General features: G+C 67.2%; 14 protein-coding genes and 1 other RNA gene. 3 read left to right on the forward strand and 12 right to left on the reverse strand.

The window, feature by feature from the left end:
* Nucleotides 1–43: 43 nt before the first annotated feature.
* The 5 genes from EA796_RS08850 to EA796_RS23300 all read right to left on the reverse strand — a co-directional run bounded on the left by EA796_RS08850 (nt 44) and on the right by EA796_RS23300 (nt 3,854).
* The gene (locus EA796_RS08850) at nt 44–1,384 is read right to left on the reverse strand and encodes a glutamine synthetase family protein (RefSeq protein WP_122108356.1); all 1,341 of its coding nucleotides are present in this window, start codon (nt 1,382–1,384) and stop codon (nt 44–46) included.
* Nucleotides 1,385–1,408: 24 nt separating this feature from the next.
* Nucleotides 1,409–1,966: a helix-turn-helix domain-containing protein gene (locus tag EA796_RS08855; RefSeq protein ID WP_021442704.1), complete on the reverse strand. Its 558-nt coding sequence runs from the start codon at nt 1,964–1,966 to the stop codon at nt 1,409–1,411.
* Nucleotides 1,967–1,979: 13 nt separating this feature from the next.
* Nucleotides 1,980–3,269: an FAD-binding oxidoreductase gene (locus tag EA796_RS08860; protein WP_122108357.1), complete on the reverse strand. Its 1,290-nt coding sequence runs from the start codon at nt 3,267–3,269 to the stop codon at nt 1,980–1,982.
* A 118-nt stretch (nt 3,270–3,387) separates the two neighbouring features.
* Nucleotides 3,388–3,687: an antibiotic biosynthesis monooxygenase gene (locus EA796_RS08865; RefSeq protein WP_122108358.1), complete on the reverse strand. Its 300-nt coding sequence runs from the start codon at nt 3,685–3,687 to the stop codon at nt 3,388–3,390.
* 20 nt (nt 3,688–3,707) lie between these two features.
* A complete protein-coding gene (locus EA796_RS23300; protein WP_178082549.1) occupies nt 3,708–3,854 on the reverse strand; it encodes a hypothetical protein in 147 nt (48 codons plus the stop codon).
* 358 nt (nt 3,855–4,212) lie between these two features.
* On the opposite strand from EA796_RS23300, the gene EA796_RS08870 reads away from it, so the two are divergent.
* Nucleotides 4,213–5,160: an AraC family transcriptional regulator gene (locus tag EA796_RS08870; protein WP_021442700.1), complete on the forward strand. Its 948-nt coding sequence runs from the start codon at nt 4,213–4,215 to the stop codon at nt 5,158–5,160.
* A 101-nt stretch (nt 5,161–5,261) separates the two neighbouring features.
* Here the strand turns inward: EA796_RS08870 and EA796_RS08875 are convergent, their stop codons facing one another.
* From EA796_RS08875 to dnaX, 5 genes are all read right to left on the reverse strand, one after another.
* The gene (locus EA796_RS08875) at nt 5,262–6,410 is read right to left on the reverse strand and encodes an acyl-CoA dehydrogenase family protein (RefSeq protein WP_122108359.1); all 1,149 of its coding nucleotides are present in this window, start codon (nt 6,408–6,410) and stop codon (nt 5,262–5,264) included.
* A 67-nt stretch (nt 6,411–6,477) separates the two neighbouring features.
* Nucleotides 6,478–7,062: a DUF4157 domain-containing protein gene (locus EA796_RS08880; RefSeq protein WP_122108360.1), complete on the reverse strand. Its 585-nt coding sequence runs from the start codon at nt 7,060–7,062 to the stop codon at nt 6,478–6,480.
* Between the two features lie 29 nt (nt 7,063–7,091).
* Nucleotides 7,092–7,691: a recombination mediator RecR gene (gene recR / locus EA796_RS08885; RefSeq protein ID WP_021442697.1), complete on the reverse strand. Its 600-nt coding sequence runs from the start codon at nt 7,689–7,691 to the stop codon at nt 7,092–7,094.
* A gap of 236 nt (nt 7,692–7,927) precedes the next feature.
* On the reverse strand, nt 7,928–8,254 hold the full coding sequence (locus EA796_RS08890; protein ID WP_003240957.1) for a YbaB/EbfC family nucleoid-associated protein: 327 nt from the start codon (nt 8,252–8,254) through the stop codon (nt 7,928–7,930).
* A 24-nt stretch (nt 8,255–8,278) separates the two neighbouring features.
* Nucleotides 8,279–10,366 (reverse strand): DNA polymerase III subunit gamma/tau, encoded by a 2,088-nt coding sequence (dnaX, locus tag EA796_RS08895; RefSeq protein WP_122108361.1) that lies wholly within the window; start codon nt 10,364–10,366, stop codon nt 8,279–8,281.
* Between the two features lie 455 nt (nt 10,367–10,821).
* Here dnaX and EA796_RS08900 point away from each other — a divergent pair, with 455 nt between their 5' ends.
* The gene (locus EA796_RS08900) at nt 10,822–11,043 is read left to right on the forward strand and encodes a hypothetical protein (protein WP_021443250.1); all 222 of its coding nucleotides are present in this window, start codon (nt 10,822–10,824) and stop codon (nt 11,041–11,043) included.
* A 54-nt stretch (nt 11,044–11,097) separates the two neighbouring features.
* Nucleotides 11,098–11,385: a DUF3509 domain-containing protein gene (locus EA796_RS08905; protein ID WP_021443251.1), complete on the forward strand. Its 288-nt coding sequence runs from the start codon at nt 11,098–11,100 to the stop codon at nt 11,383–11,385.
* 132 nt (nt 11,386–11,517) lie between these two features.
* On the opposite strand, the gene ffs is transcribed toward EA796_RS08905, so the two are convergent.
* An RNA gene (gene ffs / locus EA796_RS08910) (signal recognition particle sRNA small type) lies at nt 11,518–11,614 on the reverse strand.
* A 102-nt stretch (nt 11,615–11,716) separates the two neighbouring features.
* Nucleotides 11,717–12,496, reverse strand: coding sequence for a methyl-accepting chemotaxis protein (locus tag EA796_RS23680; RefSeq protein WP_371921464.1), 780 nt, complete (start codon nt 12,494–12,496; stop codon nt 11,717–11,719).
* Nucleotide 12,497 lies beyond the last annotated feature (1 nt).

The following is a 12,497-nucleotide window of genomic DNA, read 5'->3' on the forward strand; positions in this document are numbered from 1 at the left end:
TGGCCTGCCACTGGGCGGTTTTCGGGTTGTGCATGGCGCCTCCTTACAGATACCAGCGATATTCGCGCGGGTTGATGTCGTGCATAAAGGCCAGGTGATCCTGGCGTTTGTTCTCGCAATAGACCATGACGAACTCGCTGCCGAGGCCGGCGGCGACCCGCTCGCTGGCCTGCATGCGGCGCACCGCTTCGAGCATGTCCTTGGGAAAGTCCACGCCGCTGGCGCGGTCGTCGTTGAGCGGGGCGATGGGCTCGGCCTGCGCCTCCAGGCCCTGCTCAATGCTGGTCAGGAGCGCCGCCAGCACCAGATAGGGGTTGGCATCGGCGCCGGGCAGACGGAACTCCAGGCGCAGGTTGCGCGCATCCGACTCGGGGATGCGCACGCAGGCGTCGCGATCCTCGAAGCCCCAGCTGGCGCGGCTGGCCGAATTGACCATGGCGCCGAAGCGGCGGTAGCTGTTGTGGTTCGGCGCGTAGATCGGCATCAGCTGCGGCAGCAGCTGCAAGCAGCCGGCCACGGCATGGCGCAACGGGCGCTGCGCGTCGCGCGCCAGCAGGTTGTCGCCGGCCTCGTCGTACAGACTGACGTGCACGTGCATGCCGCTACCCGGATGCTGCAGGTAGGGCTTGGCCATGAAACTGGCGCGATGGCCGTACTTCAGCGCCACGCCGCGGGTCAGCCGGCAGAACAGCGCCGACCAGTCGGCGGCCTGCAGCGGATCGGCGTTGTGGCCGAAGTTGATCTCGAACTGCCCCGGGCCCAGCTCGGCGGTGATCACCGTGGCGTCGATGCCCTGCAGGCGCGCGGTCTCGGTGATGTCGCCGAGCACTTCGGCGAAACGCGACAGCCGCTCGATATGCATGTTCGGCTGATCGTCGGCATCGCCGCTCAGGTCGTCGTGGGGGAACTGCGGCAGGCCATCCTTGAGCGCCTTGTCGAACAGGTAGAACTCCAGCTCGAAGGCCACCACCGGGCGAATGCCGCGTGCGGCCAGACGCTGCACCACCCGCGCCAGCACCTCGCGCGGCTCGAACTCGATGGGCGCTTCGGTGCCGTCGGAGCTGATCAGCATCTGCCCCAGCGGCTGGCGCTCCCAGTTCACCGGCTTGAGCGTGCCGGGGATCAGCCGCCGCGGCGCGTCCGGGTCGCCGTCGTGGAAGCAGTAGTCGCCGATCTCGTAGAGCCCGCCCTGGGCGCCGAGCAGCACGCAGTTCTGCGGCAGCTTGAGGACGCTGCCGGCAGCGACCTTTTCCAGCATTTCCACGGGGTAGCGCTTGCCATAGAAATGCCCGGGGATGTCCAGGCAGATCAGGTCGACGAAGCGCACCTCGGGGTGGGCCTGGCGGAACTGGCGAACTTCATCGAGCAGTGCATCGGTAGTCATTGTTGTTGTGTCCACGTCGCAGAATCAGGTGTAAATCCACAGCACCCGCGTCGGGGTGTCGCCCAGGTTGGCGTAGCGCAGGCGTGCATAGCTCGGCACCTGGAAGGCGTCGCCGGCATGCAGGGTGGCGCCGCTTTCGTCCTCGCCCAGCCACAGCGTAAGCTGGCCTTCGAGTACGTAACCGCCCTGCTCCGAGCGGTCGCTCATCTGCCGCTCGCCGCTGCTGGCGCCGGGTTCGAGCAGGCTTTCGAGCAGGGTGAAGGCGCCCTGCAGGGTCGGCGAGGCCATGATGTCGGTGATGCCGCCGGCGAAATACAGGGTGCGCCGCTCGTCCGGGCGGGTCACCCAGTCCAGCGCCTTGGGCCTGGGCAGGTTGTAGAAATAGGTGGTGGGCACGTCGAGCGCCTCGCTGATGGCGGTCAGGTCGGCCACGGTCGGCCGCGACAGGCCGCGCTCGACCTGGGACAGGAAGCCCACCGAACGGCCGATACGTTCGGCCAGCTCGTTCAGGGTGACCTTCTTGTGCTTGCGCAGGTCGTGGATGAGGATGGCCAGGGCGGCCATTTCTTCGTGCTTGTCCATCGCCGCCTCGTAATCAGAAATAGTCACGCAGTCGATACCAGGCCTTACCGATGGCCTCCAGCGGCGCGGCCAGGCGCTCGCCGAAAGGAAACGCCGGATTGCGCAGCTGCTGGTACAGCGCCAGCTCGTCGGGCTGGCCGAGGATGGCGTCGCTCACCGCCCGCGCAGCCGCCAGGGTCGGCAACACGCCGTGGCCGGAGTAGCCCTGCAGCCAGTAGCGGCCGTTCTCGCCGCCGATATCCGGGGTGCGCGCGCGGGTCACGTCGATATGCCCGCCCCAGGCGAAGTCGATGGCCACGCCGGCCAGCTGCGGGAACACCCGTTCGAGGAACGGCCGGGTGGCCGCCGCCATGTCCTGCGGCAGGCCGCCCAGGTAGGTGCAGCCGCCGCCGAACAGCAGGCGGTGGTCGGGAGTGCGGCGGAAATAATCGAGCACGAACTGGTTGTCGGTGACGCAGGCGTTGCGCGGCAGCAGCGCCGCGGCGCGTTCGGCGCCGAGCGGCGCGGTGGCGATCTGGTAGGTGCCCACCGGCAGGATGCGCCGGGCCAGACGCGGCTCCAGGCTGTCGATATAACTGTTGCAGGCCAGCACCAGTTGCTCGGCCTGCACACTGCCCTGCGCGGTACGCACGAGGTAGCCCCCGGCATGCGCCTGCTGGCTCAGCGCGCGGCTCTGCTCATGGAGCCGCCCACCGGCGCGGACGAAGGCTTCGGCCAGGCCCAGGGCCAGCTTGAGCGGATTGAGGTGGCCGGCCTCGGGATCGAAGAGCCCGGCCTGGTAGCGCTCGCTGGCGACCCACTCCGGCATCTGCTCGCGGGAGACGAACTGCAGCGTGCGATGGCCCCACTTGCGCGCGGCCTCCTCCTGCCATTCGTGCAGCAACGCCACCCGCCGCGGCAGCACCGCGGTCCACAGGTGGCCGCGGCGGTAGTCGCAGTCGAAGCCGTGGCGCTGCGGCAGCTCGCGCAGCTCGCCGGCGGCCCAGGCCATGCCGTCCCACAGCCGGCGGGCGCGTTCGAGACCGAGGGCTCGTTCCAGCGGCGGCATATCGCAGGACCAGCCGAGAATCGCCTGGCCGCCGTTACGCCCGGACGCAGCCCAGGCCACCCGGCTGGCCTCCAGCAGGATCACCCGCTTGCCCGCCTCGGCCAGGCGCAGCGCCGTGTGCAGGCCGCTGAAACCGCCGCCGATCACCAGCACCTCGCAGCGCTGCTCGCCCTGCAGCGGCGCATGCTCGCTCAGGCGATCGGCGCAACTGTGGGCGTAATAGCTGTCGACGTGCTGGCTGGCGTGGCGGAACATGGGCGCCTCATGAAATTATCAATTTGTAATTTCATGAAAATCTACGCCTATAAATTCACAAAGGCAAGCCGTGCCTCTGCCGCCCTCGCCCCAACACGCCGCGGACACGGCCAACGCCTCAGGCCACCTGTTGCAGTGGCTCCAGCGCGCATTCGAGGCTGGCGATCAGGTCTGCGCCGATGGCCTCGGCCAGCACGCCGCGCAAGGTTTCGCCGGCGAGAAAGGCGTCCCGCGCCGCGACCGAACGCCAGCGCCCCTCCACCTGCCAGCCCAGGGCATCGCCGGCCAGCGGGAAAATCCGCAGCTCCAGGCAGCCCGATCCATCGATGCCGACGCCATCGAGCCGGGCCAGGCATTGGCCCAGTTGCGCCGAACGGCGCTGGCGGGCGCGCAAGGTCATACGGTGAACGATGCACATGACAACCTCCTGGAATGCATTCAGTACAGGCCCGCGGCGTTGCGCTGCAGCACGTGGGGCGCGGCGTCGGGCTCGCCGAACGGCGCGCAGTCGCCGGCCCGCGAATCGAGCCAGGCGGTGGCGAGTAGCAGCAGGGTCAGGGGCGCGAGCAGCCATTTGCTGGACATGGCCTGTCCTCCTTGTGGCGAATGGGGCCCAATCACCGATCAGCGGGCGATAGCGCGACTGCCGCTGAATTGGCGCAGTGGCTTGCCTCTGTCGGCGCTGACGGCAGGGCAATCGGCGATGCCTGCAGAGATTAGGTCGGCCGGCGTGCGAGCGTTAGTCGATTACTGGCCAATTCTTGCCTAAAACTGCCAAGACAATTTGACCGAAGATAAATCGACAGGAGTTAACGCCATGGATGAAACACCTTGTTTCATCGGCGATTTGCCCATTCCTGGCGAATATTTGCCTAATCCTGCCACCCCTCATGACTTGCCTGAAAAACCTGGCTAGGCTTCACGCTTCCTCAGGAGATTTGCCATGCAGTCACCCACGCACAGCACCAGCGCGCTCGAGACCCCGCTGGCCGAACTCAGCCATGAACTGGCGCGCCTGGTCGAACGCTTCGTGCCCGAAGACGGGGTGCATGTCACCGCCATTCCCGGCCTGAAACTGGCGCGGGCCACCACGCCCAGCCTGCCGATGCAGACGGTGTACGACCCCTGCCTGTGCATCATCGCGCAGGGCAGCAAGGAGATCCGTCTGGGAGACGAGCTCTATGTCTACGATCCGCTGAACTACCTGGTGGCCTCGGTGGTGCTGCCGGTGACCGGTCGGGTGATCGAGGCCAGCCCGCAGCGGCCCTACCTGAGCCTGGCGTTGGAAATCGATCCGGCGCTGATCAGCAGCCTGCTCACCGAGATGCCGCCTATCGCGCCCCCCGATGCCGCCTCGCAACGCGCACTGTTTCTCGATCGCCTCGACCCGCGCCTGCTGGACGCGGTGATCCGCCTGCTGCGCCTGCTGGAAACCCCGCGCGACATCGCCATGCTGGCGCCGCTGGCGCTGCGCGAGATCTTCTACCGCATGCTGCTCAGCCCGCAGGGCCATCGCCTGCACGAGGTGGTCATCGCCGACAGCCAGAGCCAGCGCATCTCGCGCGCCATCGAATGGTTGCGCAAGAACTTCGATCAGCCGCTGCGCATCGAGGAGCTGGCGCGCGAGGTCAACCTCAGCCCATCGACCCTGCATCACCGCTTCAAGGCGGTCACCGCCTTCAGCCCGCTGCAGTACCAAAAGCAGCTGCGCCTGCAGGAAGCGCGCCGACTGATGCTGTGCGACAACCTGGAGGCGGCGGCGGCCAGCTACCGCGTCGGCTACGAGAGCCCGTCGCAGTTCAGCCGCGAATACAGCCGCCTGTTCGGCTCGCCGCCGCAGCGCGACATCGCCCGCCTGCGCCAGGCGGCGCAGAGCCAGGCGGCGTCCTGATAACCGCGCAGGACCATGCCCCGTGGGAGGCGCTTCAGCGGCGAGCTTTTCCACCCTTTCTTAAAGGATGATCGCCGCTAAAGCCCCTCCCACGGCAGGTTCTACAGCCCCATCTGCTTGGCGATGATCTCGTTCATGATCTCGCGCGTGCCGCCGCCGATGGAGAGAATGCGGTTGTCGCGGTACAGCCGCTCCACCAGGCTCTCACGCATGTAGCCCATGCCCCCGAGGATCTGCACCGCGTCGTAGGTGAGGCGGTCGGCGATATCGGTGGCGAAGTTCTTGGCCATGGAGATTTCCTTGATCACGCTGCGGCCCGCGGCCATCTGCGCCGCCTGGCGGTAGGTGAATTCGCGCGACACCTCCAGCTGGGTGGCCATCTCGGCCAGGCGGTGCTTGAGCACCTGGAACTTGCCCAGCGGCTTGCCGAACGCCTGGCGCTCGCGCGCCCAACGCAGCGATTCCTCCAGCGCCAGCTGCGCGGTCATGTTGGCCATGATCGCCAGGCTCAGACGCTCGCTCTGGAAGTTGGCCATGATGCAGGCGAACCCGGCATTCTCCGCGCCGATCAGGTTTTCCGCCGGCACCCGGCAGTCGTCGAAGAACAGCTCGGCGGTGTCCGAGGCCCACCAGCCCATCTTCTTCAGCTTGCGCCCGACGGAAAAACCCGGCGTGCCCTGCTCGATCAGCAGCAGACTGACGCCGCCGAAGCCCTCGCCGCCGGTACGCACCGCCACCGTGTAGTAATCGGCGCGCACGCCGCTGGTGATGAAGGTCTTGCTGCCGCTCACCCGGTAGCAATCGCCGTCGCGCACCGCGCGGGTCTTGAGGTTGGCCACGTCGGAGCCGCCGGACGGCTCGGTCACCGCCAGCGCCATGATCTTCTCGCCGGCCAGCACCTGCGGCACCACCCGCTCGCGCAACGCCGGCCTGGCCCACTTGAGCACCGGCGGCAGGCCGATATCCAGCGAGCCGAGCCCGGCCACCAGACCGCCGGAGCCGCAACGCATCAGCTCCTCGCTGGCCGCCACCTTGGCGAATACATCGCCCTCGTGGCTGCCGCCATACTGCTCCGGGTAGCCGATACCGAGGATGCCCGCCGCGCCGGCCTTGAGATACAGCTCGCGGGGAAACTCCTCGGCCTCCTCCCAGTCATCGATATGCGGCAGGATCTCGCGTTCGACGAAGCGCCGCACCGAATCGCGGATCAGTTGGTGGGAATCATCGAAGTACGACTGCGGGGCGGCCATGCGGGGTTCTCCCGTTATTGTTTCGGCCACCCTAACCTAGCGCTTGCTTGGTTTTCAAGCGAGCGTTTTATTTCTGCTCGCGCAAGGCCCTCCTGACCCGCGCCTGCATCTCGTAGGCCGGCCCTTCCACGGACTGGAAATCGCGGGTGTAACGCTGGGCGAAGCCATCGCTGCCCCAGTCGCGATACTGCTGCACATGCCACAGCTCATGGGCCCAGAGCGCCACGTCGTGCTCGGCGGCCTGGTCGCTGCGAAACACCACCACATCGACCAGGGTCACGGCCTGCACGTCCGGGTTCTGCAGCATGAGGGTGGCGGCGTCCATCTCCTCGGTGATGCCCACGCGAAAGCGCACTTCGTCCAGCAACGCGGCGTCGTAGAAAGGTGCGAGCTGCGCGCGGATCATCAGCGGTAGCGGCTCGGTGCCAGCCCGCAGCGCCGCCTGACGCGACTGCAGCAGCCAGGCCTCGAGTCGTGTCGCCGCCAGGTTCAGGCCGTCCTCATGCAGCCGAACCGGATCGGGCACGCACAGGCAGGAGCCACCCAGGCAGACCTGCACCTGCCCGCTCGGACATTGGGCCTGTGCGGCAAGCGGCGCTCCGAACACCAGCAGCAGGGCGACAAGGCGCAGGGCGGCGGCGATCGTGGGCATGGCAGAGAGACGCCAGAGACTACGGCTGATCAGAGGCTGATCGGCCGGCGTCCGGCCAGCGCGTGAGCCAGGGTGCCGCCATCGACCAGTTCCAGCTCGCCGCCCAGCGGCATGCCGTGGGCGATGCGCGAGGCGACCAGCCCCTTGCCGGCCAGCAACTGGGCGATGTAGTGGGCCGTGGCCTCGCCTTCCACCGTCGGGTTGGTGGCCAGGATCACTTCGCTGAAGCTGCCGGCGGCGATGCGCTCGAGCAGTTCGGGGATGCCGATGGCCTCCGGGCCCAAACCGTCGAGCGGCGACAGATGGCCCTTGAGCACGAAGTAGCGGCCGCGATAGCCGGTGTGCTCCACCGCATGCACGTCCATCGGCCCTTCCACCACGCACAGCAGGCTGTCGTCGCGGCGCTCGTCGAGGCACAGCTGGCACAGCTCGTCCTCGCTCAGGCTGCGGCAGCGCTTGCAGTGGCCGACCCCTTCCATCGCCGCATTCAGCGCCTGGGCCAGGCGCAGGCCGCCGCTGCGGTCGCGTTCGAGCAGCTGCAGGGCCATGCGCTGGGCGGTCTTCTGTCCCACCCCGGGGAGGATGCGCAGGGAGTCGATCAGTTGACGGATCAGGGGGCTGAAGCTCATGGGGTTCCTACAGGTTCGTAGCCCGGATGCAATCCGGGAAAGATGTCACTGGGCATTCCCGGATTGCATCCGGGCTACACACTTGGCGCATTTGATCCAACCGCCGCCACGGGGGCGATCAGACGGTATGCAGTACAAGGCGCGAAAGGCCCCGAGCACCGGAGTTTACGTCTGTAAATGAGGATGCTCGGGGCCTTTCGCAACGCAGTAATGCGTGCCGGCTGGGCGTCACATGCTCAGAAAGGCATTTTGAAGCCGGGGGGCAGCTGCATGCCTGCGGTCATGCCGGCCATCTTCTCCTGGCTGTTCTGCTCGACCTTGCGCACCGCGTCGTTGACCGCGGCGGCGATCAGGTCTTCGAGCACTTCCTTGTCTTCCTGCATCAGGCTGTCGTCCAGGGTGATGCGCTTGACGTCGTGGCGACCGGTCATCACCACGCTGACCAGGCCGGCGCCGGACTGGCCGGTGACTTCGGCGTTGGCCAGTTCTTCCTGCATCTTCTGCATCTTTTCCTGCATCTGCTGGGCCTGCTTCATCAGGCCGGCCATGCCACCTTTCATCATCTCGGTATCCTCGGTGTTCGGGGGTTAACTGGGGGTGTCGATGGGCTCGATGCTGCCGTCGCGCACCTTGGCGGCGAACTGCTGGATCATCTGTTGCACCAGCGGGTCGGCCTGGATCGACGCCTCGGCGCTGCGCTGACGCTCGGCGCGGCGACGCGCGGCGGCCTGCGCCGGGGTTTCCTGCTCGGGCTTGCGCAGCTCGATGCGCAATTTGATGCTGCGCCCCTGCTGCTGGTTCAGCGCGTCATTGAGGCGGCGCTGCTGGGTCGGGTTGAACAGCGCGCTGTGCGCCGGATCCAGGTGCAGCAGCCAATCGTCACCGTTGGCCTCGATCAGCGTGCAGTTGGCGGCGATGCTGCCGGTCATGCCGCCCAGGCCGAGCTGCGGGAACAGCGCCAGCCACTCGGCGGCCAGGCCGGTAGCCGGCTTGGCTGCGGGCAGGGGTTCGGCGGCGGCCGGCGCCGCGACCTCGGCCTGGCCGAAATCGTAATCCAGCGTCTCGGCGTCCATTTCCACATAGTCGTAATCGCCGAGCGGCGGCTCGTCCTCGTCGCCCTCCGCTGCGCCTGCCGCGGGTGGCTCGGCCGGGGCAGGCGGAGTTGCCGCTGGCGCTGCCTCGACCAGCGCTTCGGCGGCCGCAACGGCCGCCACTGGCTCGACCAGGGGCGCAGAGGGCATAGGTTCGCTGGCCGGTGCGGCAAGCGCCGGCGCTTCCCAGGGCAGGTCGCTTGCCGCGGCAGCTGGCTCGGGCTCAGGCTCGGCGGGCGGCGTGGCGCCGATCGCTGGGCTCGGCGGCTGAATCGGCTCGGGCTCGGCAACAGGCAGCGGCGCTGCTACCGGCGGGGCCGCGATCACCGGTGCCGGCGCGATGGGCGCCGGCGCGCTGACAACGGCTGCGGCAGGCGCGGCGGCAATGACGGCAGCCGGCGCCGCCATAGCGGGGCCGGCCACTGGGCTTGGTTGGGAATCAGCAGTGGCCTGGCTGATCCCCAAGGGCTTTAGCGTCACCCTCGGTGCATCGTCGGCATCGGCTGGACGGAAGGCCAGCATGCGCAACAGCACCATCTCGAAGCCGCCGCGTGGATCCGGCGCCAGCGGCAGGTCGCGACGGCCGATCAGGCCCATCTGGTAATAGAACTGCACGTCTTCGGCGGGCAGCGCCTGGGCCAGCTGCAACACCCGCTCGCGGTCGCCCTGGCCATTGTCCACTGCCTCCGGCAGGGCCTGGGCGATGGCCACGCGGTGCAGCACGTTGAGCATCTCGGCCAGCACGCCGTTCCAGTCGGGGCCCTGTTCGGCCAGGTGACGCACCGCCTCGATCACGCCCCGCGCATCGCCCTCGATCAGCGCATGCAGCACGCCGTAGACCTGGCCGTGATCCAGGGTACCGAGCATGGCGCGCACGTCGGCGGCCAGCACCTTGCCCTCGCCGAAGGCGATGGCCTGGTCGGTCAGGCTCATGGCGTCGCGCATCGAGCCGTCGGCGGCGCGGCCGAGCAGCCACAGCGCGTCGTCCTCGAACGGCACGTTCTCGGCAGTCAGTACGTGAGTCAGATGCTCGACCACCCGCTCCGGCGGCATGTTCTTCAGCGAGAACTGCAGGCAGCGCGACAGCACAGTGACCGGCAGCTTCTGCGGGTCGGTGGTGGCGAGGAGGAATTTGACGTGGGGCGGCGGCTCCTCCAAGGTCTTCAACAGGGCGTTGAACGAGCTGGTGGAGAGCATGTGCACTTCGTCGATCAGGTAGACCTTGAAGCGCCCGCGGCTCGGCGAATACTGCACGTTGTCGAGCAGTTCGCGGGTGTCCTCGACCTTGGTGCGGCTGGCGGCGTCCACTTCGATCAGGTCGACGAAGCGCCCCTCGTCGATCTCCCGGCACACCGAGCAGGTGCCGCAGGGCGTCGAGCTGATGCCGGTCTCGCAGTTCAGGCACTTGGCGATGATCCGCGCGATGGTGGTCTTGCCCACCCCGCGGGTGCCGGTGAACAGGTAGGCGTGGTGCAGGCGCTGGCTGTCCAGGGCGTTGATCAGGGCCTTGAGCACATGGGTCTGGCCGACCATTTCGCGGAACGAGCGCGGACGCCATTTACGTGCAAGAACCTGATAACTCATGGAAAACCGTCGTATGAGGAAAGCAAAGTGGGCTAATCCTAGCGGAGCGACCGGCAAATTGCATCCGCCGCCCGCGCCCGCCCTCTGGCGCGCGGCACGGAGGAAAAATGTCGCTGGCTAATTCTTGACCAAGCCGTTACCATACGCCGCGTTCGTACCACGCTGTAAGTCATTCGGGCCTCGCGCCCTCTCGCTGGTTTCCCGGTTCAACGCGTAGCACGCCGCTGCTGCCGCCCTCCCCGATCCCACCTGCTGACTGATCAGGCCGACTCGCCACCTGGCGCAGTGCTTTGCCTGCCTCCGACGTACCGACCCGTTGAAGAACCGTAACATCGGAACTTTATCGTGCTAATCAAGCTCCGAGCAGGTTCATGCCAATGGCCATAGCAGGCCGACCTCATGGAGCAATATTCCGCGCACTGACGCGCAGCTGTTTTTAGGAAGTACCCAGAAAAATGAATACTCAACATCAGATTCAGGATGCCATTGGCACCCTAACCCGCGCCTTCGCGCCCTTCGACTGCCGCATCCAGGCCACTCGCAAGGGCAGCTTCAGCTTCACCCTGGTCAACCAGGCCGGCATCGCCCAGTACAGTCAGCGGCTGTACCCCGGTCAGTACAGCGGTGAATCGCTGCAGCGCGTGATCGAGCGCACCAAACAGTCGCTGACCGCCTGAACTTACCCAGGTTCCGCGGGTCACAGAGTGTCACCCTCAGGATGGAGTAAGGTCATGGAACTCACCAACCAGCAACTCGTCGAGCGTCTGTTCAGCCCGCTGCGCGCCAGTTTCAGCCCGCCGCGCCCGGATGGCAGCATCGTCCTCGCCCTGCTCGACGAGAGCGACAGCACGGTCTACAGCCGCGTGCTCGGCAAACCCCAGCTCGAAGACCGCGACGCCTTCGCCCAGGGCCTGGAGGAAATCCGCCTGGAACTGGCGGTGCGCGCCGGCAATATCCCCGCCGACCTGCGCAAGACCCTCAAGGAACAGGACAGCGTGCTCAGCTATCGCCTGGCCTGAGCCTCGCAGACCGCAAAGCCCGCGCCCGTCGCGGGCTTTTTCTTGCGCGCAGGAAAACGCCGCCACTGGCAGATGCTGATAAAGAGGAGGAATTGCGGAGACCCGGCGGACGCCGGAGAAACTGGAGGTGGACCCCACCAGCCACACCCCGGCACTCGATGTCACCGCTGCGGCTGCTCCCTTCCGGGCCTGACCGGGTTCACGGCTGATCAATGCGAGGGGACCGGCAGGGCCACCATAACGCTGCCCGCCTGGCGACGGGCCGCGCCATTGTAGCGACTAAACGCAAAGTTACAACCGCTTCAATCACTTAGATTAGTCGGTTGCCTATTCAGACACGGAAACGGCCCACCAGCTGGGCCAGCCCATGGGACAGCTCGGACAGGTGTCGGCTGGCGCGGGTGCTCTGCTCCGAGGTCTGCGCCGCCTCGTTGGACAGCTCGCGGATATCGCTGATATTGCGCGCGATCTCCTCGGTGACGCTGCTCTGCTCCTCGCAGGCGGTGGCGATCTGCGCGGCCATGTCGTTGATGCGTTGCACCGAATCGCCGGTGACGCTCAGCGCCTGGTCGACCCCGGCGGCCTGTTCGACGCTCTGCCGCGCCCGCGCGCTGCCCGAATGGGTGGCCTTGACCGCGTTCTGCACGCCGACCTGCAGGCGCTCGATCATCTGCTGGATGTCCTTGGTCGATTCCTGGGTGCGCGCCGCCAGGGCGCGCACCTCGTCGGCGACCACGGCGAAGCCACGACCCTGCTCGCCAGCCCGCGCCGCCTCGATGGCGGCATTGAGCGCCAGGAGGTTGGTCTGCTCGGCGATGCCCTTGATCACCGCCAGCACCGCGCCAATGTTGGCGGTTTCCTGTTCCAGGGTCTGGATGGTGTCGGAGGCGCTTTCCACCTCCTGGGCCAGCTGGCGAATCGAATGGATGGTGGCGCCGACCACCTCGGCGCCCTCGCGCGACTGCACCTCGGCATGGCGGGCGGCATCAGCGGCGTTCTGCGCGTTGCGCGCCACCTCGTGCACCGCCGCGCTCATCTCGGTGGCGGCGGTGCTGACCTGATCCACCGCGGCATGTTCGCTGCTGATCAGCCGATCGTTGGCCGCGGCCATG

This window comes from Pseudomonas sp. AOB-7, assembly GCF_003696305.1.
Lineage (GTDB): Bacteria > Pseudomonadota > Gammaproteobacteria > Pseudomonadales > Pseudomonadaceae > Aquipseudomonas.